Below are 26,116 nucleotides of genomic sequence, written 5' to 3' on the forward strand. Positions count from 1 at the left end.
CTAGGGCGCGATGGCGGATAGAGTTTATCTCGAGTAAATATTGTGAATCTTAAACTTCTTGGAAGCTCTCTTATTATCGCAGGTACCGCGCTTGGTGCCGGTATGTTGGCAATCCCTATGGTTTTGGCCCAGTTCGGCCTTGTCTGGGGGACATTATTGATGCTCGTCATCTGGCTTGGTACAACTTACGCAGCATTATTGTTGCTTGAAGCGAGTATCAAAGCCGGTGGTGGCCTCGGTATGAACACCATTGCCCGTAAAACCCTAGGCAAGGGTGGGCAGGCGATTACCAACGGTTTGCTATATGCACTGTTGGTTTGTCTGTTAATGGCCTACATCATTGGAGCTGGCGACTTAGTGGTTAAGTTGCTCGATGGCATTGGTGTAGAAGTCAGTATGATGCAAGCACAAATTGCATTTACTCTATTGGCTGGCCTGGTTGTTGCTGCTGGTACTGGTGTGATTGATAAAATTAACCGTGCTTTGTTTGCGATTATGGTGGTGATGTTGCTGATCACGCTATTCTCACTAGTGCCATCGATTTCTGCTGAGAACTTGCTGATAGCAACCAGCGACAGCAAAATCGATCTTATCAAAACCAGTTCTGTGCTATTCACGAGTTTTGGTTTTATGGTGGTGATCCCATCCCTTGTCACCTACAACAAAGAAGCGACACATAAACAGCTTCAAACCATGGTGGTTGTTGGCTCGCTGATCCCACTGTTCAGCTACTTGCTATGGCTATACGCAGCGATTGGCAACTTGAGCGCAGAGCAGATGCTGCAACTCCATAATGTTTCTGAGTTAATTGCCGCACTTGGTTCAAACCACAGCATGATTAACTTCGTTCTGTCGGTATTTACCGGCATGGCATTGCTGACTTCATTCCTAGGTGTTGCGATGGCACTGTTTGATCAAAACGCAGATGCATTTAAGCAAAATAAAGCCGTTACATATGCGCTAACTTTTGTACTGCCATTAGTCGGCGCACTGGCAGCTGCCGATAAGTTCCTGTCGGTGCTGGGTTCTGCGGGTATTATTTTGGTGTTCTTGGCCGTGTTTATTCCAATGGCGATGACGATCAAGCTACGTGGTGACAAGCTGTTTGACGAAAATGCAGTGGTTGACACAACAGGGACCGTTTACCAAGTCGGCGGTGGCCAGATGGCAATGGGGTTAAGCTTCTTATTTGGTTGCTTCTTGCTGGTGGCTGAGCTTATCTAAGTTTTATCTAAACTCCACGCATGACTAAAAGGCGTTTACCGTAAGGTGAACGCCTTTTATTTTGAGCAAAGCTCTAGGTTGGAGTAGCAAGTTGCGACCAAACAAAATTGCTATAGAAACCTTAGCGACCAAACAAAGATTTCAAACTGCTTTGGAGTACTTCTGGTGCTAAGTTCACCAGGGAATAGGATTAAGCAGTGTTTCCAATGGCATAGATAATACAAACTTTCTTAATTTGGGGCTAGCGAAGGGGGAAATAGCAATATCGCTAAAATCGTCATGTTTTGTCAATAATAGTTTACAGTGGCTGTAGGTATACCGAAGTGAGCAAACAGGTATAGAGCGCTGGGCTAGAAACATTGCTTAATGTGTTGCTCTTCAACAATAGAATCATTCACATATGCTTAAATTAGTAGAGGCTGAATGCAGGCCTTTATGCCGGGCAAAGCAGGATTAAGAAGAGTAGGGAGCCGAATATGTTTTGGCAAACAGCAAACTTTGTTACACAGAAGGCGTTAGAGGACGGTGCCCTGTTGCCCATCGCGACTGAAGCTATCACCATTGCCGAGAATGGGGTTAATTATCTTGTTCATACCTTATCGGCTAATGCTCAAAGTAAGCCGATAGCCACGCCACAACGATCACCATTGGATAAGATACCTGCAAACCCATTTCTACCTTATGAACCCGCCCTCTATGTTGCCGAGGCCGGTGATCATCATGTATGTCTTCTCAACAAATTTCCGGTGCTGTCGCCCCACTTGTTGATATGCAGTAAAACGTTTGTACCACAATCAGCCTTGCTTGAGCGAAGTGACTTTGCAGCGTGGCTGCTTGGTTTAAAGTCAGATTCATCGCTTGGATTTTTTAATAGCGGCCCCGATGCAGGAGCAAGCCAAACACATCGCCACATGCAACTGGTTCAAACAGGCATACCGCTAGAATCAGTTATTGCATCAGGTGAGCTGCCTTTCAAACACTGTTTATATCTGTTTGAGACTGAACAGGATGCTGGGTATCTCTACCAATGCTATTTGGATGCGGTTGATAGGCTGGAGATGAGTCAGCATGTCGGTAAGGAGTGCGAGCCTTATAATTTGCTGCTGACCAAGCGGTGGATGTTGGTCTTGCCCCGAAGCCGAAACAATATCGAAGGTGTGTTTGCCAATGGATTCAATTTTACCGGACGTTTTTTGGTGAAACGACCGGAGCAGTTAGCATGGCTAACCAAGTATGGCTTGATGAACTACTTGAAAGACTGTGTGGAAAGGCAGGAAGGGTAGTGGTGGATTTCCACCCGAAGTTAGATAAAAAATAACCCCAACAATTTTCATTGTTGGGGTTATATCAACTAGAGATTAAGAAAGAATTACTTCTTCTCTTCTTTAGCTGCTTCGATTACTGCTTCAGCAACGTTTGCTGGACATGGTGCGTAGTGTGAGAACTCCATAGAGAACTGACCACGACCAGAAGTCATAGTACGTAGAGTACCGATGTAACCGAACATTTCTGATAGAGGTACATCAGCCTTGATACGTACGCCAGTAGTACCAGCTTGCTGATCTTTGATCATACCGCGACGACGGTTAAGGTCACCGATTACGTCACCAACGTGGTCTTCTGGAGTGAACACGTCAACGTGCATGATTGGCTCAAGAAGCTGAGCACCTGCTTTAGGCATAGACTGACGGAATGCACCTTTCGCTGCGATTTCGAATGCTACTGCAGATGAATCGACTGCGTGGAAGCCACCGTCGAATAGTTCAACTTCAACGTCAAGAACAGGGAAACCAGCTAGAACACCAGTGTCCATCATGCCAGCAAAACCTTTCTCGATTGCAGGCCAGAATTCTTTAGGTACGTTACCACCAACAACAGTTGAAGAGAACGTGAAGCCTGAGTTTGGCTCACCTGGCTTGATGCGGTAGTCGATCTTACCGAACTGACCAGAACCACCAGACTGCTTCTTGTGCGTGTAGCTGTCTTCGATTGCTTGTGTGATAGTTTCACGGTAAGCAACCTGTGGCTGACCAACGATTAGGTCTACACCGTAAGTACGCTTAAGGATGTCTACCTTGATGTCTAGGTGAAGTTCACCCATACCTTTCAGGATAGTTTCACCTGAATCTTCGTCAGTCTCAACCTGGAAAGATGGATCTTCTGCAACCATTTTACCGATCGCGATACCCATTTTCTCAGAACCACCTTTGTCTTTAGGTGTAACAGCAATCGAGATTACTGGTTCTGGGAAGATCATTGGCTCAAGAGTACATTCGTGCTTAACATCACATAGAGTGTGACCAGTTTGAACGTTCTTCATACCAACAACAGCGATGATGTCACCAGCTTGTGCTTCAGTAAGCTCGTTACGGTCATCTGCCTGCATCTCAACCATACGGCCGATACGCTCAGTTTTACCTGTCGCAGAGTTAAGGATAGTGTCACCCTTCTTCATGCGGCCAGAGTAGATACGGATGAACGTTAGTGCACCGAAACGGTCGTCCATGATTTTGAACGCAAGCGCTTTTAGTGGCTCATCAGCAGATACTGTAGCAACTTCACCAGTTGGCTCACCAGTTTCTGGATCTGTTAGCGGCTGAGGATCTACTTCTGTTGGTGCTGGTAGGTAATCTACAACAGCATCAAGGATAAGCTGCATACCTTTGTTTTTGAATGCAGAACCACAGTATGTTGGGAAGAACGCGATATCACGAGTACCTTTACGGATACAACGCTTGATGTCTTCGATAGAAGGCTCTTCACCTTCCATGTAAGCTTCCATTAGGTCATCGTCTTGCTCAACAGCAGTTTCGATTAGCTCTTCACGGTAAGCTTCAACGTCGTCAACCATGTCCGCAGGAACATCTTTGATTTCGTAGTTTTCTGGAAGACCAGTTTCGTCCCAAACGTATGCTTTACGGCTTAGTAGGTCAACAACACCAACGAAGTCGTCTTCACGACCGATTGGTAGAACCATAACTAGTGGAGTAGCACCTAGAACGTTCTTAACTTGGTCAACAACGTTGAAGAAATCTGCACCCATGCGGTCTAGTTTGTTAACGAAGATCAGACGAGATACTTCTGATTCGTTAGCGTAACGCCAGTTAGTTTCTGACTGAGGCTCAACACCACCAGAACCACAGAATACACCGATACCACCGTCAAGAACTTTAAGAGAACGGTATACTTCAACTGTGAAGTCAACGTGTCCCGGAGTATCGATAACGTTTAGGCGGTGGTTGTTCCAGAAACAGCTAACTGCTGCAGACTGGATTGTAATACCACGCTCAGCTTCCTGCTCCATGAAGTCAGTAGTTGATTCGCCGTCGTGTACTTCACCAGTCTTGTGGATCTGACCAGTAAGCTTAAGGATACGCTCAGTAGTAGTGGTTTTACCCGCATCAACGTGCGCGAAAATACCAATGTTTCTGTATTTAGATAAATCTGCCATTGTTTTTCTCTATAAACAATTACTGTCACTATTCGGTGGGGGAGTATATCACTGATTCCAGCAAACATTACATAGGTCATTTAAGATAAAATGAACATTTGCTTGTTTTTGCTCCGTCTTTTCAAGATTTAAAGCTCAAATGCTTAATAATCCCACAGGAGGAGACCGACATTAGCACAAATTACCGCCTTAATAACGGCAAATGTCGTACCAACATCTCAGGCAGAGTCCAAAAAGTTGGGCTCGATCACTAAATTCCTCCATGCATCGCTTGGAATTATGAACGTAATTGGCTAAATCGGGTTAAGTCTAGTCGTTATCGCTTAGGGCTACCAGTTCGTGAGGTTAAATTGCCTTCGCAAGCAGTTATCAGCACCAAGGGGCTTTTTCCTACCCTCTGAACCACCAGTAAATGTAATGACGGGTTTAACCAAAAGTGTGGCGAGGAGCGTAGGTAGTTTGATTTGGCTAGGGAAACGGGTAAGCCAAATAAAATAAAGGCACCGAGGTGCTCGATGCCTTCATAGCGATGTTTAAACCATAGCCTGGACGAAATCGCTCTTTACTTAGCTCGTACTTTGGCTAGTGATTTGAAAAATTTTCGCCCTTAGCCATGCGATCGTAAAGGATGACGTTAACGGCAGCGGCAAGGTTCATGCAGCCGTTGGTAGGTACGTAGATAGTCTCGCGGCAGAAATCAGTGATCTCTTTTTTTAACGTATTGTCTTCCGGGCCAAAAATATAGAAGGCCCGCTTCGGGTGCTTGTAGTCTGGTAGCGGCTTGGCACCTTCAATCAAATCAACGGCAACGGGTACACAATCGTGAGGGATGATATCTTTTAGATCCTGTACACCAATCAGCGGGATGTCTAGATACATGTTCTTGGTATCGGTGCAGAACTTCTTCGCAAGGTCATATCTTGTGCCAGTATAAAACACGGAGTTGACCCCGTAGCAGCCAGCGGCACGCATAACTGAACCAACATTTTCTGGGGTTTTTGGGTTAAATAGCCCAACACAGGAGTAGCCTTTGCTCATATCGCCTTCATTATCAAACTTACAACGAGGCGCGATTATACGGATTTTAACGTAAATGTGCAGTTGTAATCCCAGTTACGCGTTGTGGCCTGTTAGTGACTGTTAAATGTGCTGCTATATAAAGGAGGGAAAAGATGAAGGGAGTAAGAAGTTGCCAGCAAGCAAATGCTTACTGGCAAAAGTGTCGATGAGTGCGGTCGATTAGCCGCAGCATTTTTTGTATTTCTTACCGCTGCCACAAGAACATGGGTCGTTACGGTTCGGTGTTTTGTCGAATACAGTGGTCTTCGGCTTGTTAACGAGAGTGTCTAGCTCAACAAGGTTCTCTTCGGCTTCGCTATTCACAGTAATGCTCGCAAAAATACCATGCTGTTCCAGCAGGGCTTCAACTTCTGCTTTTTTCTCTTCACTGTTCACAACAAGTTGTAGCGGGTTAACTTCAGTTCCAAGCTTCTTGGCCTGCTTGGTGTTGTAGCCATAGCTCTCGTGCTTTGGTTTCTTTTCGATGCGGCCTTTATAGAAGAACTTAGACATCTGTTTATCCTATATCGTGAATGTAGTACTGAAAATCGGGATCGCTCGCGCGAAAGCACGCGATATTAGCGGCTTACGTATATGGCTGCAAGCGGCTTTTATCCTCAACTCAAACTTCAAGTAGAAACGGTATCCCTCTGATTGCTTGCGTAGAAATGCATTGCTGAAGATTTAGGCATGCGTGCCGCTTATAACTGATTAAGGATCACAGGTTCACCACCATACTATTGAGTGGTTGTTGAATCCTTATTAGTGTCCTATCGTAGAATAATGAAAACCTTAAATTTTCTTGATAAGTGTTAGCAGGGAGGCGCAGATGATGAAGCGCATATCATCAACCGTGATGATGTTATTGGTCTCAGGTTCTATCAATGCCGCAGAGGTGATAGAAGCCACATCATTAGTCGGTTTTGGTGAAGCTAAATATGCTAGCGACTTTAACCACTTCGATTATGTCAATCCAAAAGCCCCAAAAGGCGGGCAAGTCACCTATGCCCAGGTAGGGACGTTCGATAGTTTTAACCGTTATGCCTCCCGTGGTGTCTCTGCCGCGGGTAGCGAAACGATTTACGATACCTTGTTTGTACCTTCAAGCGATGAAATCGACAGTTATTACCCACTCATTGCAGAAAAAGTACGCTACGCTGACGATTACAGCTGGATGGAAGTGGATATCAACCCTAAAGCCCGCTTCCATGATGGTGAACCAATCAAGGCGTCTGATGTGGCTTTCACCTTCGATAAGTTTATGACCCAAGGGGTGGCACAGTACAAAGTCTATTTTAAAGACGTTAAATCGGTAACGGCAAAGTCGCCGCTAACCGCCCGTATTGAAATGACAACGCCAAACCGTGAGGTGCTACTCGCTTTAGTGCAGGGCATGAATGTTCTGCCAGCGCATTTTTGGCAGGATAAGAACCTTAGCGAGCCTTTGAATACACCACCACTGGGTAGCAGTGCTTATAAAATTTCAACTTATAAGCCGGGACAAAGTGTCACCTATACCTTGGTAGACGACTACTGGGCGAAGGATCTACCCGTTAACGTTGGCCGCAACAACTTTAAAAACATCAAATACGATTACTACCGTGATGAAACCGTTACCCTTGAAGCCTTCAAAGCAGGGGAGTACGACATCCGTGAAGAAAACGTCGCCAAGTTTTGGGCGACCATGTACCAAGGAAGTAATTTTGATAAAGGCTACATTATAAAGGAAGAGATCCCGCACCAAATTCCGCAATCAATGCAGGCTTTCGTCTTTAATACGGAAAGTAGCTATTTCAGCGATCCAAAAGTGCGTGAGGCATTGTCTTATGCGATGGATTTCGAGTGGATGAACAAGAGCCTGTTTTACAGCCAGTACAACCGAACCCGCAGTTATTTCCAGAACACAGAATATGAGGCAACAGGTTTACCTTCTAAGGGTGAATTAGCCGTACTTGATCCTATCAAGGATAAAGTGCCGCCTCGTGTGTTCACCGAAACCTATGAACCACCGGTAACCGACGGTAGTGGCCGTATCCGTGTTCAACTTCGTAAAGCGCTTGCCTTGATGAAAGAGGCGGGCTGGGAAGTACAGAACAAGGTGATGACCAATGTTGAAACAGGCGAGGCCTTTAGTTTTGAACTCTTGATGTACAGCCCAACGACTGAGCGCTTGGCTATTCCGGTTCAGAAGAACCTGAAGTTATTGGGCATCGACATGCGTTTGCGCACAGTGGACACCACCCAGTACATTAAGCGACTACGAGATCGTGATTTCGATATGGTGTCGGCAGGCTACGGTGCAAACCCATACCCGAGCCCGAACTTGCTAATTGCTTGGAACAGTAACTTTATCGACAGCACTTACAACACGGCTGGGGTGAAAGACCCATCTATTGATTACCTGACTGAGCAGATTGCCAACAGCCAGGAAGATCCTGAAAAGCTGTTAGATCTTGGCCGTGCGTTGGATCGGGTGCTGCAGTGGAACTTCTTTGTTATCCCCCAATGGCACATCAGTAAATTCCGGGTAGCGAGCTGGGATAAGTTTTCCCGACCTGAGTTACGCCCTAAGTTTTCTTTGGGCAAAGACACATGGTGGATAGACCCTGAGAAGGCAGCGAAGTTGCCTGAGAAGCGTCGCTAACGGAAGTGACTGACTAAAATAAAGAAACTAAATTAAAGAAGGTCGGTCTGTTATTACGACCTTCTTTTTATTAGCCCTTATGGGTGTTGTTTAGGCAAAGGAATTATGTCCGCATATATTATCCGCCGACTGTTATTGGTGATCCCGACACTGTGGGCGATCATCACCATCAACTTCTTCGTTATCCAGATCGCGCCTGGTGGTCCGGTTGAGCAAGCTGTCGCACAACTTGAAGGCCATAGCTCGGGCATCATGGAGCGCTTTACTGGTGGAGGGCAGGAGGTTGGCAGTCTTGAGCCTTCTGATAACGGCACTGGCTACCGTGGCTCTCGGGGGTTGGATCCTGAAGTTGTCGAAGCCATTAAGAAACAATTTGGCTTCGATAAGCCCATGCACGAGCGCTATTTCGATATGTTGAAGAACTATGCCACCTTCAACTTTGGTGAAAGCTTGTTCAAAGGCGGTAATGTCATTGATTTGATTATCGACCGTTTGCCAGTCTCAATTTCACTGGGACTGTGGAGTACCTTGATTATTTATTTGGTGTCAATCCCATTGGGGATAGCCAAGGCCATTAAGCACGGCTCGCGGTTTGATGTTTGGAGTAGTGCGGTTGTGATTGTCGGCTACGCGATTCCGGGCTTTCTATTCGCCATTTTGCTGATCATCTTCTTTGCCAGCGGTAACTACTTCAGTTGGTTCCCATTGCGCGGCTTGGTGTCGTCAAACTTTGATGAAATGACCCTGTTCCAGCAGGTTGTTGACTACTTCTGGCACTTGGCTCTGCCTATCTTGGCGATGGTGATCGGTGGTTTTGCCACGTTAACCATGCTGACAAAAAACTCATTCTTGGACGAAATCAATAAGCAGTATGTGGTGACTGCCCGCGCGAAAGGCTTGGATGAGCGAAGCATTCTTTATCGCCATGTCTTTCGTAACGCCATGTTGATCATTATTGCCGGCTTCCCCGCGGCGTTTATCAGTATTTTCTTCACCGGCGCCATGCTCATTGAGGTGATGTTTTCGCTAGAGGGCATTGGCTTACTGGGGTTTGAGTCAACGATTCAGCGTGATTACCCTGTGGTATTTAGCTCGCTCTATATCATGACGTTGTTGGGTTTGTTGTTGAACATTATTTCGGATATCACCTATACCTTGGTGGATCCTCGTATTGATTTTGAGGCGCGCTAGTGAAAATGAATCCATTGACGAAGGAGCGTTGGAACCGATTTACCGCCCACAAGCGGGGTTACTGGTCGCTTTGGATTTTTTCGATTTTATTCTTTGTAAGCCTGTTTGCGGAAATCATCGCCAATGATAAGCCATTGGTGATCAACTTCCAGTCGAACTGGTATTTCCCGATTGTTGAGCAGTATTCCGAGACAGAATTTGGTGGCGAGTTTGATGCCGAGGCGGATTATACCGATCCCTACGTGGTCGATTTGATCGAGGCGGAAGGTTACATGATCTGGCCGATCATCCGTTTTAGTTACGACACCATTAACTACAACCTATCTGGCCCTGCGCCATCGCCGCCAGACAGTGTGAACTGGTTGGGAACCGATGATAAAGGGCGAGACGTACTGGCGCGTATCATCTACGGATTTCGTGTTTCTGTATTATTCGGCTTTGCCCTCACAATCATTTCCACCATTATAGGTGTCATTGTTGGCGCCTGTCAGGGCTACTACGGCGGTTGGGTCGATCTGTTCGGTCAGCGATTTATTGAAGTTTGGTCGGGGATGCCAACACTGTTCTTGCTGATTATCTTATCAAGTTTCGTGGAGCCCAATTTCTGGTGGTTGCTCGGTATTATGGTGCTCTTTAGTTGGATGGGCCTGGTGGGCGTTGTTCGGGCTGAATTCCTGCGTTGCCGCAACTTCGACTATGTTCGTGCCGCCCAAGCGCTTGGGGTAGGCGATGGCCGTATCATGCTGCGGCATATGTTACCCAATGCCATGGTTGCGTCATTGACCATGATGCCATTTATTCTTAGCGGCTCGGTAACGACCTTAACTTCGCTTGATTTCCTCGGCTTCGGTTTGCCAGCTGGCTCGCCTTCATTGGGTGAATTGCTGGCACAAGGGAAAACCAACCTGCAGGCACCTTGGCTGGGGCTTTCTGCTTTTGTAATTCTGTCTATCATGTTGAGCTTACTGGTGTTTGTCGGTGAAGCAGTACGTGATGCGTTTGACCCTCACCATCAGAGATAAGTTATGGCTAAAGCAATTCTAACCATCGAAAACCTATCGGTAGGGTTTCAAAACGGCAACGGGACGAATCAGGTCACCCATGATGTGAGCCTGGCGATTAATCGCGGGGAAACATTGGCGCTGGTTGGTGAAAGTGGCTCGGGAAAATCGGTGACTGCAAATGCCATACTGCGCTTGTTACCTAAGTCGTCGGCGCGCTATTTGGGGGGCCATATCATGTACGACAACATTGATATGCTCAATTGTAGCGAGCGCGAGATGCGACGGATGCGCGGTGATCGTATCGGTATGATTTTCCAAGAGCCGATGATGTCACTGAACCCACTCCATAAAATCGGCCGGCAGCTATGCGAGACGTTGGCAATCCACCGTGGTACCCGCCAGCGTGAAGCGCAGAAAAAAGCCCTTGATTGGCTAAAAAAAGTTGGGATCCGTAACCCTGAAAAACGCTTGGAATCTTATCCCCACGAATTATCGGGGGGAGAGCGGCAGCGTGTCATGATTGCAATGGCACTGATTAATGAGCCGGAGCTCTTGATTGCCGACGAACCAACCACTGCACTTGATGTGTCGGTGCAGGCTCAGATCCTCGATCTGCTTAAAGAGCTTCAACAAGAGCTCGGTATGGCCATGCTCTTTATTACCCATGATTTGAGTATCGTCCGCAAAATTGCAGATCGGGTCGCGGTGATGCAGTTGGGCAAGCTAGTCGAGACCAATACCAAGGATGAGGTGTTTAATAATCCGCAGGATCCTTACACGATAAAGCTGATTAACTCAGATCCTAAAGGCGAACCAGTTCCTGTCGATATGAGTGCCGACCCGATGTTCAATGTTAACGATCTGCGGGTTTGGTTTCCGATCAAAGGCGGTGTGCTTAAGCGGGTTAAAGATCATATCAAAGCGGTAACCGATGTAAGTTTTACTTTGCGCAAGGGGCACAGTGTCGGGTTGGTGGGAGAAAGTGGGTCTGGAAAATCCACCACAGGTATGGCTATTCTCAAGCTGCTGGAAAGTGAAGGGCATATTGAGTTTGATGGCATTGATATTTCTAAGCTTAACCGCAAGGAAATGCTGCCATACCGCAGTAAGCTTCAGGTCGTGTTTCAAGATCCGTTTTCGGCACTGAACCCGCGGATGTCAGTGGCGCAAATCATCAGTGAAGGCTTGAAAATCCACAAGACGTTGACGCCAGAGCAAGAAGACAAGGTGATTTGTGATGCGATGGCAGAGGTTGAGTTAGATCCACAGACCCGTCACCGTTATCCCAATGAATTTTCGGGAGGGCAACGACAACGTATTGCTATTGCGCGGGCGTTGGTATTGAAGCCAGCGTTTATCCTATTGGATGAGCCAACGTCTTCGTTGGATAGGACTGTGCAGTCACAAGTGCTGGACTTGCTAAAATCATTGCAGCAAAAGCACGGCCTTAGCTATTTGTTCATTAGCCATGATTTGAATGTTGTACGTTCACTGTGCCATTACACACTAGTGCTTCGCCAGGGACAGGTGGTTGAGCATGGCGAAACCGCGACACTTTTCACCCAGCCGCAACAGGCATATACTCAGCAGCTCGTATCGTTATCATCTTGTTAGCTGGTAATACCAGAATTTTAAGATTGTTAAATATACGCTGCTGGTGTGTTTTTTGTGCGTATCTCACTGGTGTTGTCTATTCTTTCACCAGCTTAAGGTTTTGCCTATCATTGTCATAGGTAAAACCTACTATCACTTTTATCAGTTAGTGATACTATCTGCCGATATCAATAAAATGAATAACTTGTCCTGATGGAATCAGGCAAGTAGGAAAGCATTATGGTTAAGCCTGAAAATAATTGTATTGTCATCTTCGGTGCGTCGGGTGATTTAACCCATCGCAAGTTGATTCCAGCCTTCTATCATCTCTTTGCTAACGGATTATTGTCAGAAGAGTTCGCTATTCTTGGGGTTAGCCGTACATCTTTCTCTGACGAGGAATTTCAGCAAAAAATGAAAGCCTCGTTAATGGCAAATGAGAAAGTGGATGAGGCAACGCTTGATGCCTTCTGTCAACGTCTTCATTACCAGGCGATTAACACCTCAGATGTTGACGACTACGCCAAGCTCAAGCAGCGCGTTGACGAAATCGAAAGCATCTACCATACCCAAGGCAACACCACCTTCTACCTAGCAACACCACCAAGCCTATACTCTGTTATTCCGCAAAACCTCGCCGCCCATGGACTTAATGACGAAAGTCATGGTTGGAAGCGTTTGATTGTTGAAAAACCATTTGGCTACGATCTGGCGACAGCCGAGCAGCTGGATAAAGACTTGCATGCCTACTTTCAAGAACACCAGATTTACCGTATCGACCACTACCTAGGTAAAGAAACGGTACAAAACCTATTGGTGTTCCGTTTTGCTAACGGCATGTTCGAGCCGCTTTGGAACCGTAATTTTATCGACTATGTTGAAATCACAGCGGCTGAATTCCTCGGTGTTGAAGAGCGCGGTGGATACTACGATGGGGCAGGGGCGGTACGCGACATGTTCCAAAACCACCTGCTTCAAGTATTGGCCATGGTAGGCATGGAGCCGCCTGCGGCCATCAATGCCGATTCAATGCGTGACGAAGTGATGAAAGTGTTCCAGAGCTTACAGCCACTTTCTAATGATGATCTTCAAAATAACTTAGTATTGGGTCAGTACACTGAATCCGATGTACGTGGTGATCACCTTGTAGGCTACCGTGAAGAGCCGGGCGTGGCAGAAGACTCACGTACCGAGACTTACGTTGGCCTGAAAATGTTTATTGATAACTGGCGTTGGAATGGTGTGCCGTTCTATGTCCGTACCGGTAAGCGTCTACCGACACGGGTAACGGAAGTGGTTATTCACTTTAAGAAAACACCACACCCAGTGTTCGGTGCTAATGCCCCGGAAAACAAGTTGATCATCCGCATCCAGCCTGATGAAGGCATCTTGATGAGCTTTGGTTTGAAGCAGCCGGGGGCTGGCTTTGAAGCCAAAGAAGTATCGATGGACTTCCATTACGAAAGCTTGGAAGAAACCCACATGCTAACAGCCTACGAGCGTTTGTTGTTGGATTCGATGAAAGGTGACGCCACCTTGTTTGCCCGTACCGATGCGGTGAAAGCGTGTTGGAAGTTTGTTGAGCCTATTTTGCAATACAAGCAAAACCCGGAACATTTATACGGCTATGCAGCCGGTACATGGGGACCAAAAGAAGCCGATGAGCTACTGTCTCGTGACAAGCGCGAATGGCGCTTCCCATGTAAAAACCTGACTAATACTGATTACTGTGAGCTATAAGTAAATGAATTATCAAGTATTCGATAGTTCAGCTGACGTTGTTGCTGCGTTAGCTGAAAGCCTGAAGGAATATAGCCAGCAAGGCCGTCCGGTTCATATTTCTCTATCTGGTGGCAGCACGCCGTCCCAGTTGTTTTCGTTCCTAGCAAGTTCTGACTATGCGACAAGCATCGATTGGTCGAACCTGCATTTCTGGTGGGGCGACGAGCGTTGTGTTGCTCCGGAAGACGAGCAGAGCAACTACGGCCAAGCAAAAGCCTTGTTGTTTGATCACATCCAGATCCCCGCTGAAAACATCCATCGTATTCGTGGTGAAGACTTTGCCGCAATGGAAGCCATCCGCTTTGCAGAAGAGATGCGCGAGGTGATCCCGGCAGAGAATGATGTGCCGGCATTTGATTGGATTTTGTTGGGTATGGGTACTGATGGCCACACGGCATCCTTGTTCCCAGGTCAAACCGATTACGAGACCACAGAAATTGCGGCCATTGCAGCGCACCCAGAGTCACGCCAAATCCGCGTGACGAAAACCGCGCATCTTATTCAGAATGCCAAGCGTATTACTTACTTGGTATTGGGTGCGAGCAAAGCCCCTGTATTGAAAGAAATTGCCGAACAAGCCACTGCTGCAAAAGCGTATCCAGCAGCACATGTGAAAGCCAACGCTGGCATCACGGAATGGTATTTAGATTCAGAAGCAGCCAAAGAGCTGGCCTAAGGAGAAGTAAATGAAAGCTGATATTGGTGTTATCGGTTTGGCGGTTATGGGTCAGAATCTGATCCTTAACATGAACGATAACGGATTCAAGGTTGTTGCATACAACCGTACAGTGGCGAAAGTCGATGAGTTTCTAAACGGTGCAGCGAAAGGCACAAACATCGTAGGCGCAACTTCTCTAGAAAACCTTGTTGAGCAGTTGGAAAGCCCGCGTAAAGTGATGCTAATGGTTCGTGCCGGTGATGTGGTTGATCAGTTTATCGACAACCTAGTCCCGCTATTGGATGAAGGCGACATCATCATTGATGGTGGTAACACGAATTACCCAGATACCAACCGCCGTGTTGCTGAGCTACGCGAGAAGGGCATCCGCTACGTGGGTGCTGGTGTCTCTGGTGGTGAAGAAGGTGCGCGCTTTGGTCCTTCAATCATGCCAGGTGGTGATCCTGAAGCATGGCCACATGTGAAGCCTATTTTCCAGGCGATTGCAGCGAAGACTGACCAGGGTGAGCCTTGTTGTGACTGGGTTGGTAAAGAAGGTGCTGGCCACTTTGTGAAGATGGTTCACAACGGTATCGAATATGGCGACATGCAGCTGATCAGCGAAGCATACCACTTCATGAAAGAAGGCTTGGGTATGTCTCACGATGAGATGCAGGCGACTTTTGCTGACTGGAACAAGACTGAACTAGACAGCTACTTAATCGAAATTACCGCTGACATTCTTGGCTACCGCGACGAAGACGGTGAGCCGCTGGTTGAGAAGATCCTCGATACAGCGGGTCAGAAGGGGACAGGTAAGTGGACGGGTATCAACGCACTTGACCATGGTATCCCGCTAACGCTGATCACAGAGTCTGTGTTCGCGCGTTGCCTATCGTCGCTAAAAACACAGCGTGAAGAAGCAGAGAAGGTGTTCAACAACCCTATCATGGCAGTTGATGGCGATAAGTCTGAGTGGGTCGACGCACTTCGTCAGGCGTTGCTTGCTTCTAAGATCATCTCTTATGCTCAGGGCTTTATGCTAATTCGTGAAGCTTCAGAGTCGAATAACTGGGATCTAAACTACGGCAACGTTGCTCTGATGTGGCGCGGTGGTTGTATCATTCGCAGTGCATTCCTTGGCAATATCCGTGATGCATTCGAAGCAAACCCAGAGTTGGCATTCCTAGGTCTAGACAACTACTTCAAAGACATCCTTGAAGGTTGTTTACCAGCATGGCGTAAAGTGGTTGCTAAGTCATTTGAGACTGGCCTACCTATGCCTTGTATGTCATCCGCGCTTACATTCCTAAATGGTTACACGACAGCACGTTTGCCGGCGAACATGCTGCAAGCGCAACGAGACTACTTCGGTGCTCACACTTATGAGCGCACCGATAAGCCACGTGGTGAGTTCTTCCACACAAACTGGACTGGTACAGGCGGTGACACCGCATCGACTACCTACGATGTTTAAGTGTTAGCATTTAGCGACAATTAAATTGGATAGAACGCAGACTTCGGTCTGCGTTTTTTTGTATCTGAGCTGTCTATTTTATTCTTCATAGGTTCATGATTTAGGCTATTGAAAGTGATCTATGTCTGCCTATACAGCGAAAAATTGTGATGTAGTAAAAATTTTTAGGTTTGTTCGCTTGATTATTGAACGATTTATCTGGCGGGAAAATATGGCTTCATGGTTTCATAGACTACGTGATTGCTTCTTTCCAGTTAAAATAACGTGTTGTTGTCAATTTGTTGCTGGATCGTGCTATTCCTCACGTTGAATTGAGTGATAAAATAAAACCCTTAACATTTAACTTACAATTTGCGTATTATACTGACGAAGCATTAACCAAGCAGACAGGGAGTTTTATTAATGCAGTCGTTAGTTGATTTTCTTAATGGAATAATTTGGAGCCCGGTACTGATTTATCTTTGCCTTGGCGCCGGTTTGTTTTACTCCATTACTACGCGTTTTGTGCAAATCCGTCATTTCCGCGAGATGTGGCGCTTGCTACTTTCAGGTAAGAGTTCAGCACAGGGTATCTCTTCTTTCCAGGCGTTAGCCGTTTCACTATCTGGTCGTGTGGGTACTGGTAACATCGCTGGTGTTGCTGCTGCTATCGGTTTTGGTGGTCCGGGTGCCGTATTCTGGATGTGGGTTGTTGCCTTCCTAGGTGCAGCGACTGCTTACAGCGAGTCTGCTTTGGCTCAGATTTACAAAGAAGAAGATGAAGACGGCCAGTTCCGTGGTGGTCCGGCTTACTACATCGAGAAGGCGATGGGCCAGAAGTGGTACGCATGGATCTTCGCAATCGCTACTATCTTCGCATGTGGTGTACTACTACCAGGTGTTCAGTCGAACAGTATCGGTAATGCGGTTGAAACTGCGTTCGGTTCAGGTGGTATGATTGAAACTACTATCGGTACATTCAGCCTAGCGAAGATTGTAACCGGTGCGTTCGTATCAGTAATCCTAGCCTTCATCATCTTCGGTGGTGTTAAGCGTATTGCGAACTTCACGCAAATCGTTGTTCCTTTCATGGCTTTGGCTTACATCGTTATTGCCTTCATTATCATCCTACTAAACATCAACATGGTACCAACGGTATTTGGTATGATCATCGGTGATGCCTTTACACCAATGGCTGGTGTGGGTGCCGCAATTGGTTGGGGTGTTAAGCGTGGTGTTTACTCGAACGAAGCTGGTCAGGGTACAGGTCCTCACGCAGCGGCTGCGGCAGACGTACAGCACCCGGCTCAGCAGGGTCTAGTACAGTCGTTCTCGATTTACATCGATACACTACTGGTTTGTTCGGCAACAGCGTTCATGATCATCATCACTGGTGCGTACAACGTACACGGTGGTGCAGAAGGCGCGTTCCTTGTACAGAACCTAGCTGCTGATGTTGGTGCTAACGGCCCAATGTTCACCCAGCTGGCTATCGAAAGCGCAATGCCAGGTATCGGTAAGCCGTTCATTGCATTCGCACTGTTCTTCTTTGCCTTTACAACCATTCTTGCGTACTACTACATCGCAGAAACAAACATCGCTTATATCCGCCGTACTATGAAGGTACCAGGCATGATGTTTGCTCTGAAAGTGGTATTACTAGTTGCAGTGTTCTACGGTACAGTGAAGACAGCAAACCTTGCATGGGCAATGGGTGATGTGGGTGTTGGCCTAATGGCTTGGCTAAACATCGTCGGTATTCTGATTATCTTCTTCTTGGCTAAGCCTGCACTTAAGGCGCTAAAAGACTATGAAGCACAACAGAAAGCCGGTGTAACTGAGTTTACTTTCGACCCAGTGAAGCTAGGCATCAAAAACGCAGACTACTGGGAGAAGCGCCTAAACGGTGGCAAGTCTAAACCAGCAGCGGATGTTGACGATAGCCAGGCAGAGCCTGTTAAGCCAACAGCATAATTAGATAAGTTATAAAGTAGAAAGGGTTAGCTTCGGCTAACCCTTTTTTTGTGTTTATCGTCGCTGTTCTCTGATGCTGAGAAACAAGACATTGGGCAAGTTGATCAAGCTGTGAGTATGAAGGCTGAATTACTTGAGAATGAAACGATACCGTTTGAAGGTAATAAGGATGCAAAGTTGTCATTATTAAGTTCTTAGACCACCTGTTAAATTGGCGACTGAAGCAGGTGTAGACTTAAACTCAATGAACTTGATGTATGTATGGTCTGAAGAGTTAATGCCGTCGATGATACTTGCGCAACAACTAGGCTTTAGTGATATCTCCGCTTATGTTGAGGCGGATAAACTACAGAAGGTAGTTGAATTAGCACTGAGCTAAAGTGTGAGTTTTTTTGCTAAAAAGGGCTAGCAATTGCTAGCCCTTTTATGTGTATATATCGTTTATCTAAGCTCTTTTTTATACAGCTGTTTGTAGCTGGTAAGCAGAACGCTCACTACTTAATCCCTTTATCAGGCTGGCACACATCAGAAGCAGAACAAAGGTAAACGGAAGGGCAGTTGCCACAACACCAGACTGCAATGCCTGTAGGGCTTCAGTACCACCAATCCATAGCATCGCACCGGCAATTGCACCTTCTACAGATGCCCAGAAGATACGCTGCGGTACTGGCGCGTCAATCTTACCACCGGCAGTGATGCTATCGATGACCATCGAACCTGAATCTGAAGAGGTAATAAAGAAAATCAGAACCAGAATAATTGAAAGCACTGAGATGATAGAGCCAAATGGCAGAGCATCGTACACATGGAATAAGGTTAGCGAGATATCCGTTAGCCCGTTTGCACCAAGTTCGCCGACTTTGTTGACGACTTGATCAATGGCTATGCCCCCGAAAATAGACATCCAAATGATCACCATCAGTGATGGAATGAAGATGACTGCAATTAAAAACTCTCGTACCGTACGGCCTTTAGAAATTCGTGCGATAAACATACCAACGAATGGTGACCATGAAATCCACCATGCCCAGTAGAATACAGTCCAACCATGCATCCAAGTGGTATCCTCGCGTCCGTGAGGGTTGCTGAATGCAATGATGTTGTCTGCATAAGCTAGAAGCGTGGCTGGCAGCGAGCTGATTACAAGATCAAAACTAACGAAAGCGACAAAAACAAGTAAGGCTAAAGCAAAAAGCATGTTGATTTTGCTTAGCTGTTTAACGCCGTTATCGATACCACGAACGACCGAAATAATGGCAATAGCAGTTACAAAGGCAATGACGGCAAGCTGCATACCGATACCACCTTCGGTACCAAACACATGATTAATGCCGCTGGTGGCCTGCTGCGCACCCAAACCAAGAGATGTGGCCAAACCAAAAAGTGTTGCCAATACCGCCATGATATCAATGGCGTGTCCTAGCCATCCCCATGCCCTGTCACCAAAAATCGGGTAGAACACTGAGCGAATTGATAGTGGTAGCCCTTTGTTAAATGCGAAGAAGGCAAGAGACAGTGCAACAATGGCGTAGATAGACCAACCGTGGATACCCCAGTGGAAGATGGTCGCCCCCATGGCTAATGCTTTGGCTTCTTCAGTATGCGGTTCTACATTAAATGGTGTGCCCCACCAATCGGTGAAATAGGCGGTAGGCTCAGCGACACCCCAGAAGAGTAGGCCAATGCCCATACCCGCAGCAAACAGCATAGACAGCCAACCTGCTGTCGAGTGTTCCGATTCAGCATCTTTACCACCAATTCGGATTTTGCCAAAGGGTGAAACAATTAGTACTAAAGCAAAGAGTAAGAAGAAGTTTGTCGACCACATAAAAAACACATCGAAGCTTTCGATAATGTTGTTTTTCACGCTATTAAGCGCATCTTTTGCTGTACCGGGTTCAATGATGAAGAGAGTTGAAAGGAAAAAAAGGATCAGTCCTGCGCTAATGCCGAATACGGGGTTGTGAATATCAAACCCCCATTTCTGAATATTATCCTGACCTACTTGATAATCGGTTGTTTCAATACTGTATTTCTTAAAATTAGTATCCATAAATAAACGTAAACGTTTTTGTCCTTAATTGGCTTTCCTAGCCAAAACTGCAAGCGCTAAAACTCTACAGTGGGTAATATCGTTAGACCTCTAAACAAAAATGGAAGGCTGATGGTAACAGTAATGTTGCAAGATCACAAATATGGTTGGTATTGATACATTTTCATATTGAATGTTGTGATGAGGGTTTATGGTGTTTTTGGCTTGTAATTTGTGCTCTAAACAATTTTATATAGACCAGAGGAAATTTACGGTTTGGCTGTTACTGGTGGCTTGTTTGTCATTTGTAACTGGGGAGTTCAAAAGTATAGGTTGCAAATCCCTCCCCATAGATAAAGAATGAGTCTGGTTGATTAGAGTTCTAAATTATTAGCTTTCTTATTACGCCACATTTTATATCCTTTATGCTGCATAGCTTTGCCGAGCAAATGAGCGGCGACGGGGGCGGTAATAAAAATAAACAAGATAGTGCCAATGACCCGTGAAATAACGGTTACCTCTGGCATGGAAAAGGCCACTGATAATAGGAGAAAACAAATGCCAACGGTGCCAGCTTTTGTTGCCGCGTGCATGCGGGTATAGAGATCCGGTAAACGTAAAATACCCAGACTGGCCACCAAGGTGAAAAACGTACCCAGCAGTAATAGTAAACTAATCAATATATCCATGGTTAGCCCTTATCTTGTTTCTGTTTGGTGATAAGCCTTGCAAAGGCAATGGTGCCAAGGAATGCGACCAAACCCAGTGTAATAGCCACATCTAGCAGTGATTTTTGGCCACTGTCTAAGGTGTATACCGCGATAAAACCAATAGTGACAAAAGAGATAAGATCCAAGGCGACGACCCGGTCTGCCAGTGTTGGGCCAAGTACCAACCGGATGAATGCCAGTAACAAACTGACGACCAAACCGAAGTAGGAAAGCTGAATGCTTAGGTTGAGTAGATCATTCACGAGTTATCTCCAATATACGTGCTTCCAATCCCTGTTTGATATCCTGTGCTACCGCTTCGTGATCAGGCGCGAACATCACATGCAGGACAAGGAATTTTTTATCGGGTGTAACATCCAGACTTAAGCTACCCGGCGTCAGCGATACCATATTGGCTAGCAGGGTAATTTCGAGGTCAGTTTCAGCATCGAGTGGAACATAGACAATGTCTGGTTGGCTTAAGTGGGTTGGTGTAATCACATCCCACACGACTCTTGCAACCGACACTATCATTTCGTAGCAGAAATACAGAAATAACAAAATAAAGGCTTTGAATTTTTTGAAATAACTGGTTTTCAGCCCGAAGGGTTGGCAAAGCTTAAGTGTAAAGTAGCCAATGAAAAAACCGACCATAAAATCAATGCTGCTATATTGCCCATTGAGCAGCATCCAAGCCATTGCCAGAAAGAGGTTTAAGAAAAAGTAGATCATCTGAATTCTCCCATTACTGCTCACCTAACACAGCGCGAATATAGCCGCCCGGGTTTAATAGCTGCTCCGCTGCTTCATTAGCAAAAACAAATACAGGTTGGGCAACAAGGCCAATCGTAATTGTCATCAAGGTTAAAACAGCGATGGGTAAGCAATACAGAAGGTTGATTGATAGTGGAAAAGTTTTTCCTGACAGAGTGTCTGTCGGTGCTTTCCAGAATGCTTCACTCCAAATCTTAGTCATTGAGAAAATCGTTAATAACCCGACGATAAGTGCAGTGGCGGCTAGCACGTTATAGTCATTGATAATGCTTGCTTTAATGACTAGATACTTGCCCCAAAAGCCCGATAATGGCGGAAACCCAGCAAGTGAAAATGCAGGGATCAAGAACAAGAATGCAAGCCATGGCATGGCCTTGTAGACACCACCCAAATGGCGAAGTTGGCTTGTGCCATATTTGCTTTCAATGAAGCCGCCAATCAAAAATAGATTAGCTTTTACGATAATGTGGTGAATGATGTAGAAAATCGCACCGGCAAGCGCGATAGGCGTATAAAGCGCTAACCCCATTATCATGTAACCGATTTGGCTAATAATATGGAATGACAAAATTTTCTTGATATCAAACTGACTGGCCGCGCCAAGTACCCCCGTGAGCATGGTTAATCCACTAATCCAAAGCAACAACGGCTGCCAACTGGTATCCGTTAAAGGAAATACCAAGGTAAACATACGTATTAAGGCGTAAACGCCAACTTTGGTCAGCAATGCGGCAAATAACGCCACGACAGCATTAGGCAGCGTGTGGTAAGACGCCGGTAGCCAAGCGAACAGGGGAAACAAGGCTGATTTGATAGCAAAGGTAAATAAGAACAAAGCAGACAGTAAAAAGGTGGTTTCCGGTGCAACATCCGTAAACTTCAGATGAAGATCGGCTAAGTTCAGTGTGCCTGTTGCACCGTAGGTTAGGCCGATGGCTAATAAAAAGACTAATGTGGAAATCAGGTTGAGCAAGACGTATTTTACTGCGCCATCGATTTGCTTACGTTCTGCATCAACGATCATCAAGCCGAACGAGGCAATGAGCATAACCTCAAACCAAACGTAGAGGTTAAAGATATCGCCAGTCAAAAAGGCACCATATACACCGGCAAGGAGTACATGGAATAACACATGGTATAGGCCATATGAAGCTTTGTGTCTTAAATCAGCCATGGCGTAGAAAACGGTAACAGCGCCAATAATGGCGGTAATCACAGTCAATGCGACACTTAAAAAGTCGGCGACAAAAACAATACCAAAGGGTGCCATCCAATTACCGAAGGCGACCGCATAGGGGCCGTTTGCAGTAATGTCTTTCAGCAGTAGCAAGCTGCATACCACCGAAATAGCCACGCTGGCGCCACTGATCCAATTGATGGCCCTAGGGTTACTTCTGACAAAGAATGCACCTGTTGCCGTCAGTAACGACAAGACAACAGGGAGTGTGATCCAAACTGAGGTCATTGATCCTCCTCTGAATGTTGCATAGCGTCGACATCAGCAGAGCCCGTTTCTTTGTAGGCGCGATAAAGCAACATCAATGCGAAGACTAATAGACCAAAGCCAATCACAATTGCCGTCAGGATCAGTGCCTGGGGCAGGGGATCTGCCGCACCATCTGGTGGTAATACCGCAGTGGCTTCGATAAGCGGTGGGTTGCCGGGGGTTAAACGCCCGGCAGTAAAAATGGCTAGATTGACGGCATTACTGATGAGAATCAGCCCGAGCAAAATTCGAATGATATGGCGCTCAAGCATCAGGTAAACACCTGCAATGACAAAAACACCGACAACTATGCTCCATAATATTTCCATTAATCGAGCTCCTCATTAACTCTCAGCAGTACCTCTAATACTCCTCCAATTACGGCTAGGTAGATGCCAACATCAAAAATAAGCGGTGTACCCAAAGGTAGGATTTGCTTCCACCAAATCCCGGTTAAGAATGGCTCACCCATGGCAAAGCCGATCACACCGGCCAGGAGGCTCAAAAACACACCGAATAAGGCAATGTTCATTGGCTTATAGCCCAGCCTTTCTCGCACATATTGCGGCGACTCAGCGAAGATAAGCAGTGTTAGACCAATCACAGCAATGAGTGCACCGATAAAGCCGCCACCGGGGGAGTTGTGACCGCGAAGTAGAAGATACAGGGAGAAAACCATCATCAGCACCGCGACAATGTGGGCGGTGGTACCAAAAATAAGTGACTGAATACGGTTCTTCTGAAGCGAGGTCGTTTTGAACAAACTGATAGCGGCAATGGCCGCAATAACGACGACGATGGCCTCTCCCATGGTATCGAAGGCCCTAAAATCTACCAGAATGACATTCACGATATTACGACCATGACCACCGGGCACGCTGTTCTGGGAGAAGAAATCGGCCAGCGGTGAATGCAATGGCGAATCAGTGATGGCAATGAGCAGCGCTGTGATAGAAAGGCCGATAATCCCCGCAATGGCGGCATGAAAAATACGCCTTCTCTTACCGTGCTGTTTGACTGTACTGAAATGCGGAAGATGGCGGATAAGCAAAGCAACAAACACGACCATCAAGGTTTCAACCAAAAGCAGGGTTTTGGCCACATCCGGTGCGCTGTAAATCATGAAAACCAATGTCATCAAAAAGCCAATGGCACCCAGTGCCGCAATGGACAGTAGGCGTGACGTAGAGAAGACACAGGCTATCGCGGATAAGATAAGCAGGAAGGCAATGGCAAACTCGTAGAGCTCAACCGTTAGGATACGAGCCAGGAAATCACTGGGGATCTTGAGCGGATTCAGTAACAAGATAGCGGCAAAAACAGTGAAAAATAGCGTGGCGTAAACACTTAAACGGCGCTGTTGCAGTTTCTGGGTTTGCCAAGTCGCGGTCTTAACCATCAGCGACATACATTGCTCGAAAACTTGAGTGGCTATGGGGAGTGGGGCCAATAGCTTATTCAACAGCTGGGTTAAGCTGGACATGTACTTATAGATAAGCAGTCCCAATGCCAGCGTAACACCACTCATTAGCAAGGGTAAGTTGAACCCATGCCATAACTTAACCGGGGACGATTGATCGACTTGGTTGATTTCGAAAATTGCAGTAGATAACACGTACTCGTTCAGCCAGCCTAAGCCAAGGGTTGGTACCACCACACTGCAGCATGCAAGCACCATTGGCGGGATCCAAAAGCCGACTTCCGCCTCAATAGACTTAACGGTGGGGTTATCTTTGATGGTGTGATTTAAAAATGGACGCGAGATCACTGCCAGTGCGAGGGCGACCATCACACCGTTGATGATGACCAGAGCCAGCATCACGATACTGTGTACTTCAAGGCCCGCCTTATAGGCGTACTCCTTACTTAAAAAGCCAAGCAAAGGTGGAATACCTGCCTTCGAAAGGGCCGCTATCAGGCCAGATGCGAAACTGAAGATAAGAACGGCTTTTAAGCCATACAGTAATCGTATATCGCGGGTGCCTGTTGCTTTGTCGATGTTACCAACCACCATGAACAAAGAGGCTTTATAGAATGCATGAGCAAGAATAAACAGGATGGCAGCCGCGAGTGCAGTTTCAGAGCCGATGCCAAGCAATAAAGTAAGAATGCCCAAGATGGTATTGGTACTGAAGGCCAGCATCAACTTGAGATCTTTTTGCATCAAGGCAATCACCGCAGACCAAAGCGCAGTGAATCCGCCAACGATAATAAGCGAATAAAACCATACTTCACTCTGCGCATAGACAGGCGACAAACGTGCCAGCAAATAGATGCCAGCTTTAACCATGGTGGCAGAATGTAAGAACGCACTGACTGGTGTGGGCGCGGCCATGGCGCCCGGTAGCCAGAAATGGAACGGAAATTGTGCCGATTTGGTAAATGCGCCTAAGAGGATAAGGACCAAAGATGGAGTAAAGTAGGCATGCTCAGAGACACTCTGGGCATCGTTAATTGCCTTGTCGATAATCGTACTTAGCTCATAACTACCTGCTATTTGCCCAAGTAGGATTAACCCCGCCAATAATGCCAAACCGCCAGCGCCTGTGACGACAAGCGATTGCAGGGCATTTTTGCGCGACTTTTCTTTCTCGTGATTAAAACCAATGAGCAAGTAGGACGTGATGGTCGTGAGTTCCCAGAAGACAAACAGCAAGATGATGTTGTCACTCAGGACGAGCCCGAGCATAGAGAGCATGAACAGTGTGAGGTACAGATGAAACGAGAAGCGCTCTGCTTTCCCTTTCATGTAAGCCAGTGCGTATAGTTGGACAAAAAAGCCGATACAACTGATTAGCCCGACGAAAACAAAAGATAACGCATCAAGCTGTAAGCTCAAATTAATGTCGAGGCTGGGAACCCAAGGTATTGACCAGCGCAGCCCTTCGGGTGACGGCTGGTAATAGGAAATGGCAGTAAGGAATAGCACAGCCGGAAACAACACAAACCCCAAGAGTGCATAGTTGTGTTTGCCCTTGTCGAGTATGGGTCGTTTGTTATCTGATTTTCTCGCTGCTGACTCTGCCACTGATGCTATATGTCCTTGCTCTGGACGAATTGAACAATGCGTTTATTCGC

The 26,116-nt window shown here is 46.5% G+C and carries 21 protein-coding genes; 11 read left to right on the forward strand and 10 right to left on the reverse strand.

Annotated features, from left to right (window positions below; all coding sequences use genetic code 11):
• Nucleotides 1-42 precede the first annotated feature (42 nt).
• Together C9I98_RS17415 and C9I98_RS17420 are read left to right on the forward strand one after the other, a co-directional pair.
• Nucleotides 43-1,224 carry an amino acid permease gene (locus tag C9I98_RS17415; protein ID WP_036818186.1) on the forward strand — a complete coding sequence of 394 codons (1,182 nt, stop codon included), beginning with the start codon at nucleotides 43-45 and terminating at the stop codon, nucleotides 1,222-1,224.
• 452 nt (nucleotides 1,225-1,676) lie between these two features.
• Nucleotides 1,677-2,507, forward strand: a complete 831-nt coding sequence (locus tag C9I98_RS17420; RefSeq protein ID WP_275451427.1) for an ATP adenylyltransferase family protein — start codon at nucleotides 1,677-1,679, stop codon at nucleotides 2,505-2,507.
• Nucleotides 2,508-2,593: 86 nt separating this feature from the next.
• Here the strand turns inward: C9I98_RS17420 and fusA are convergent, their stop codons facing one another.
• The 3 genes from fusA to C9I98_RS17435 all read right to left on the reverse strand — a co-directional run bounded on the left by fusA (nucleotide 2,594) and on the right by C9I98_RS17435 (nucleotide 6,247).
• On the reverse strand, nucleotides 2,594-4,675 hold the full coding sequence (gene fusA, locus C9I98_RS17425) for an elongation factor G (RefSeq protein WP_107272270.1): 2,082 nt from the start codon (nucleotides 4,673-4,675) through the stop codon (nucleotides 2,594-2,596).
• A gap of 582 nt (nucleotides 4,676-5,257) precedes the next feature.
• Nucleotides 5,258-5,713 carry an RNA methyltransferase gene (locus C9I98_RS17430; protein ID WP_036821614.1) on the reverse strand — a complete coding sequence of 152 codons (456 nt, stop codon included), beginning with the start codon at nucleotides 5,711-5,713 and terminating at the stop codon, nucleotides 5,258-5,260.
• A 201-nt stretch (nucleotides 5,714-5,914) separates the two neighbouring features.
• On the reverse strand, nucleotides 5,915-6,247 hold the full coding sequence (locus tag C9I98_RS17435) for a PBPRA1643 family SWIM/SEC-C metal-binding motif protein (protein WP_036821609.1): 333 nt from the start codon (nucleotides 6,245-6,247) through the stop codon (nucleotides 5,915-5,917).
• 316 nt (nucleotides 6,248-6,563) lie between these two features.
• Here C9I98_RS17435 and C9I98_RS17440 point away from each other — a divergent pair, with 316 nt between their 5' ends.
• The 9 genes from C9I98_RS17440 (at nucleotide 6,564) to C9I98_RS27045 (ending at nucleotide 18,415) form a co-directional block, all read left to right on the forward strand.
• A complete protein-coding gene (locus C9I98_RS17440) occupies nucleotides 6,564-8,378 on the forward strand; it encodes an extracellular solute-binding protein (protein ID WP_107272271.1) in 1,815 nt (604 codons plus the stop codon).
• A gap of 105 nt (nucleotides 8,379-8,483) precedes the next feature.
• Entirely contained in the window at nucleotides 8,484-9,569 is a 1,086-nt protein-coding gene (locus C9I98_RS17445) for a microcin C ABC transporter permease YejB (RefSeq protein WP_107272272.1), read from the forward strand.
• A gap of 5 nt (nucleotides 9,570-9,574) precedes the next feature.
• A complete protein-coding gene (locus C9I98_RS17450; protein ID WP_036822052.1) occupies nucleotides 9,575-10,591 on the forward strand; it encodes an ABC transporter permease in 1,017 nt (338 codons plus the stop codon).
• A 3-nt stretch (nucleotides 10,592-10,594) separates the two neighbouring features.
• Nucleotides 10,595-12,187: an ABC transporter ATP-binding protein gene (locus C9I98_RS17455; RefSeq protein ID WP_036822050.1), complete on the forward strand. Its 1,593-nt coding sequence runs from the start codon at nucleotides 10,595-10,597 to the stop codon at nucleotides 12,185-12,187.
• Between the two features lie 219 nt (nucleotides 12,188-12,406).
• Complete coding sequence (gene zwf / locus C9I98_RS17460; RefSeq protein WP_036822048.1) at nucleotides 12,407-13,906, forward strand: glucose-6-phosphate dehydrogenase; 1,500 nt, start codon at nucleotides 12,407-12,409, stop codon at nucleotides 13,904-13,906.
• A gap of 4 nt (nucleotides 13,907-13,910) precedes the next feature.
• Nucleotides 13,911-14,624: a 6-phosphogluconolactonase gene (pgl, locus tag C9I98_RS17465; RefSeq protein ID WP_036822047.1), complete on the forward strand. Its 714-nt coding sequence runs from the start codon at nucleotides 13,911-13,913 to the stop codon at nucleotides 14,622-14,624.
• Nucleotides 14,625-14,634: 10 nt separating this feature from the next.
• Complete coding sequence (gene gnd, locus C9I98_RS17470; protein WP_036822046.1) at nucleotides 14,635-16,083, forward strand: decarboxylating NADP(+)-dependent phosphogluconate dehydrogenase; 1,449 nt, start codon at nucleotides 14,635-14,637, stop codon at nucleotides 16,081-16,083.
• A 402-nt stretch (nucleotides 16,084-16,485) separates the two neighbouring features.
• Nucleotides 16,486-18,036, forward strand: coding sequence for an alanine/glycine:cation symporter family protein (locus tag C9I98_RS17475; protein ID WP_036822043.1), 1,551 nt, complete (start codon nucleotides 16,486-16,488; stop codon nucleotides 18,034-18,036).
• A gap of 244 nt (nucleotides 18,037-18,280) precedes the next feature.
• Entirely contained in the window at nucleotides 18,281-18,415 is a 135-nt protein-coding gene (locus C9I98_RS27045) for a hypothetical protein (RefSeq protein ID WP_275451431.1), read from the forward strand.
• Between the two features lie 78 nt (nucleotides 18,416-18,493).
• Here C9I98_RS27045 and C9I98_RS17480 read toward each other — a convergent pair whose 3' ends face one another.
• The 7 genes from C9I98_RS17480 to mbhE all read right to left on the reverse strand — a co-directional run bounded on the left by C9I98_RS17480 (nucleotide 18,494) and on the right by mbhE (nucleotide 25,991).
• Nucleotides 18,494-20,089 carry a BCCT family transporter gene (locus C9I98_RS17480; protein WP_107272273.1) on the reverse strand — a complete coding sequence of 532 codons (1,596 nt, stop codon included), beginning with the start codon at nucleotides 20,087-20,089 and terminating at the stop codon, nucleotides 18,494-18,496.
• 353 nt (nucleotides 20,090-20,442) lie between these two features.
• Complete coding sequence (gene mnhG, locus C9I98_RS17485) at nucleotides 20,443-20,757, reverse strand: monovalent cation/H(+) antiporter subunit G (RefSeq protein WP_036825795.1); 315 nt, start codon at nucleotides 20,755-20,757, stop codon at nucleotides 20,443-20,445.
• Between the two features lie 2 nt (nucleotides 20,758-20,759).
• Nucleotides 20,760-21,041 carry a cation:proton antiporter gene (locus C9I98_RS17490; protein ID WP_036825793.1) on the reverse strand — a complete coding sequence of 94 codons (282 nt, stop codon included), beginning with the start codon at nucleotides 21,039-21,041 and terminating at the stop codon, nucleotides 20,760-20,762.
• Nucleotides 21,034-21,510 carry a Na+/H+ antiporter subunit E gene (locus C9I98_RS17495; RefSeq protein WP_036825790.1) on the reverse strand — a complete coding sequence of 159 codons (477 nt, stop codon included), beginning with the start codon at nucleotides 21,508-21,510 and terminating at the stop codon, nucleotides 21,034-21,036. Before C9I98_RS17495 ends, C9I98_RS17490 begins: the two co-directional genes overlap by 8 nt.
• A 13-nt stretch (nucleotides 21,511-21,523) precedes the next feature.
• Nucleotides 21,524-23,017 carry a proton-conducting transporter transmembrane domain-containing protein gene (locus tag C9I98_RS17500; RefSeq protein WP_036825787.1) on the reverse strand — a complete coding sequence of 498 codons (1,494 nt, stop codon included), beginning with the start codon at nucleotides 23,015-23,017 and terminating at the stop codon, nucleotides 21,524-21,526.
• Nucleotides 23,014-23,367: a Na+/H+ antiporter subunit C gene (locus tag C9I98_RS17505; protein WP_036825785.1), complete on the reverse strand. Its 354-nt coding sequence runs from the start codon at nucleotides 23,365-23,367 to the stop codon at nucleotides 23,014-23,016. Before C9I98_RS17505 ends, C9I98_RS17500 begins: the two co-directional genes overlap by 4 nt.
• Nucleotides 23,367-25,991: a hydrogen gas-evolving membrane-bound hydrogenase subunit E gene (gene mbhE / locus C9I98_RS17510; RefSeq protein ID WP_107272298.1), complete on the reverse strand. Its 2,625-nt coding sequence runs from the start codon at nucleotides 25,989-25,991 to the stop codon at nucleotides 23,367-23,369. The genes C9I98_RS17505 and mbhE overlap by 1 nt, the downstream gene beginning before the upstream one ends.
• Between the last annotated feature and the right edge of the window lie 125 nt (nucleotides 25,992-26,116).

Origin of the sequence: Photobacterium sanctipauli (genome assembly GCF_003026495.1) — a bacterium.
Lineage (GTDB): Bacteria > Pseudomonadota > Gammaproteobacteria > Enterobacterales > Vibrionaceae > Photobacterium > Photobacterium sanctipauli.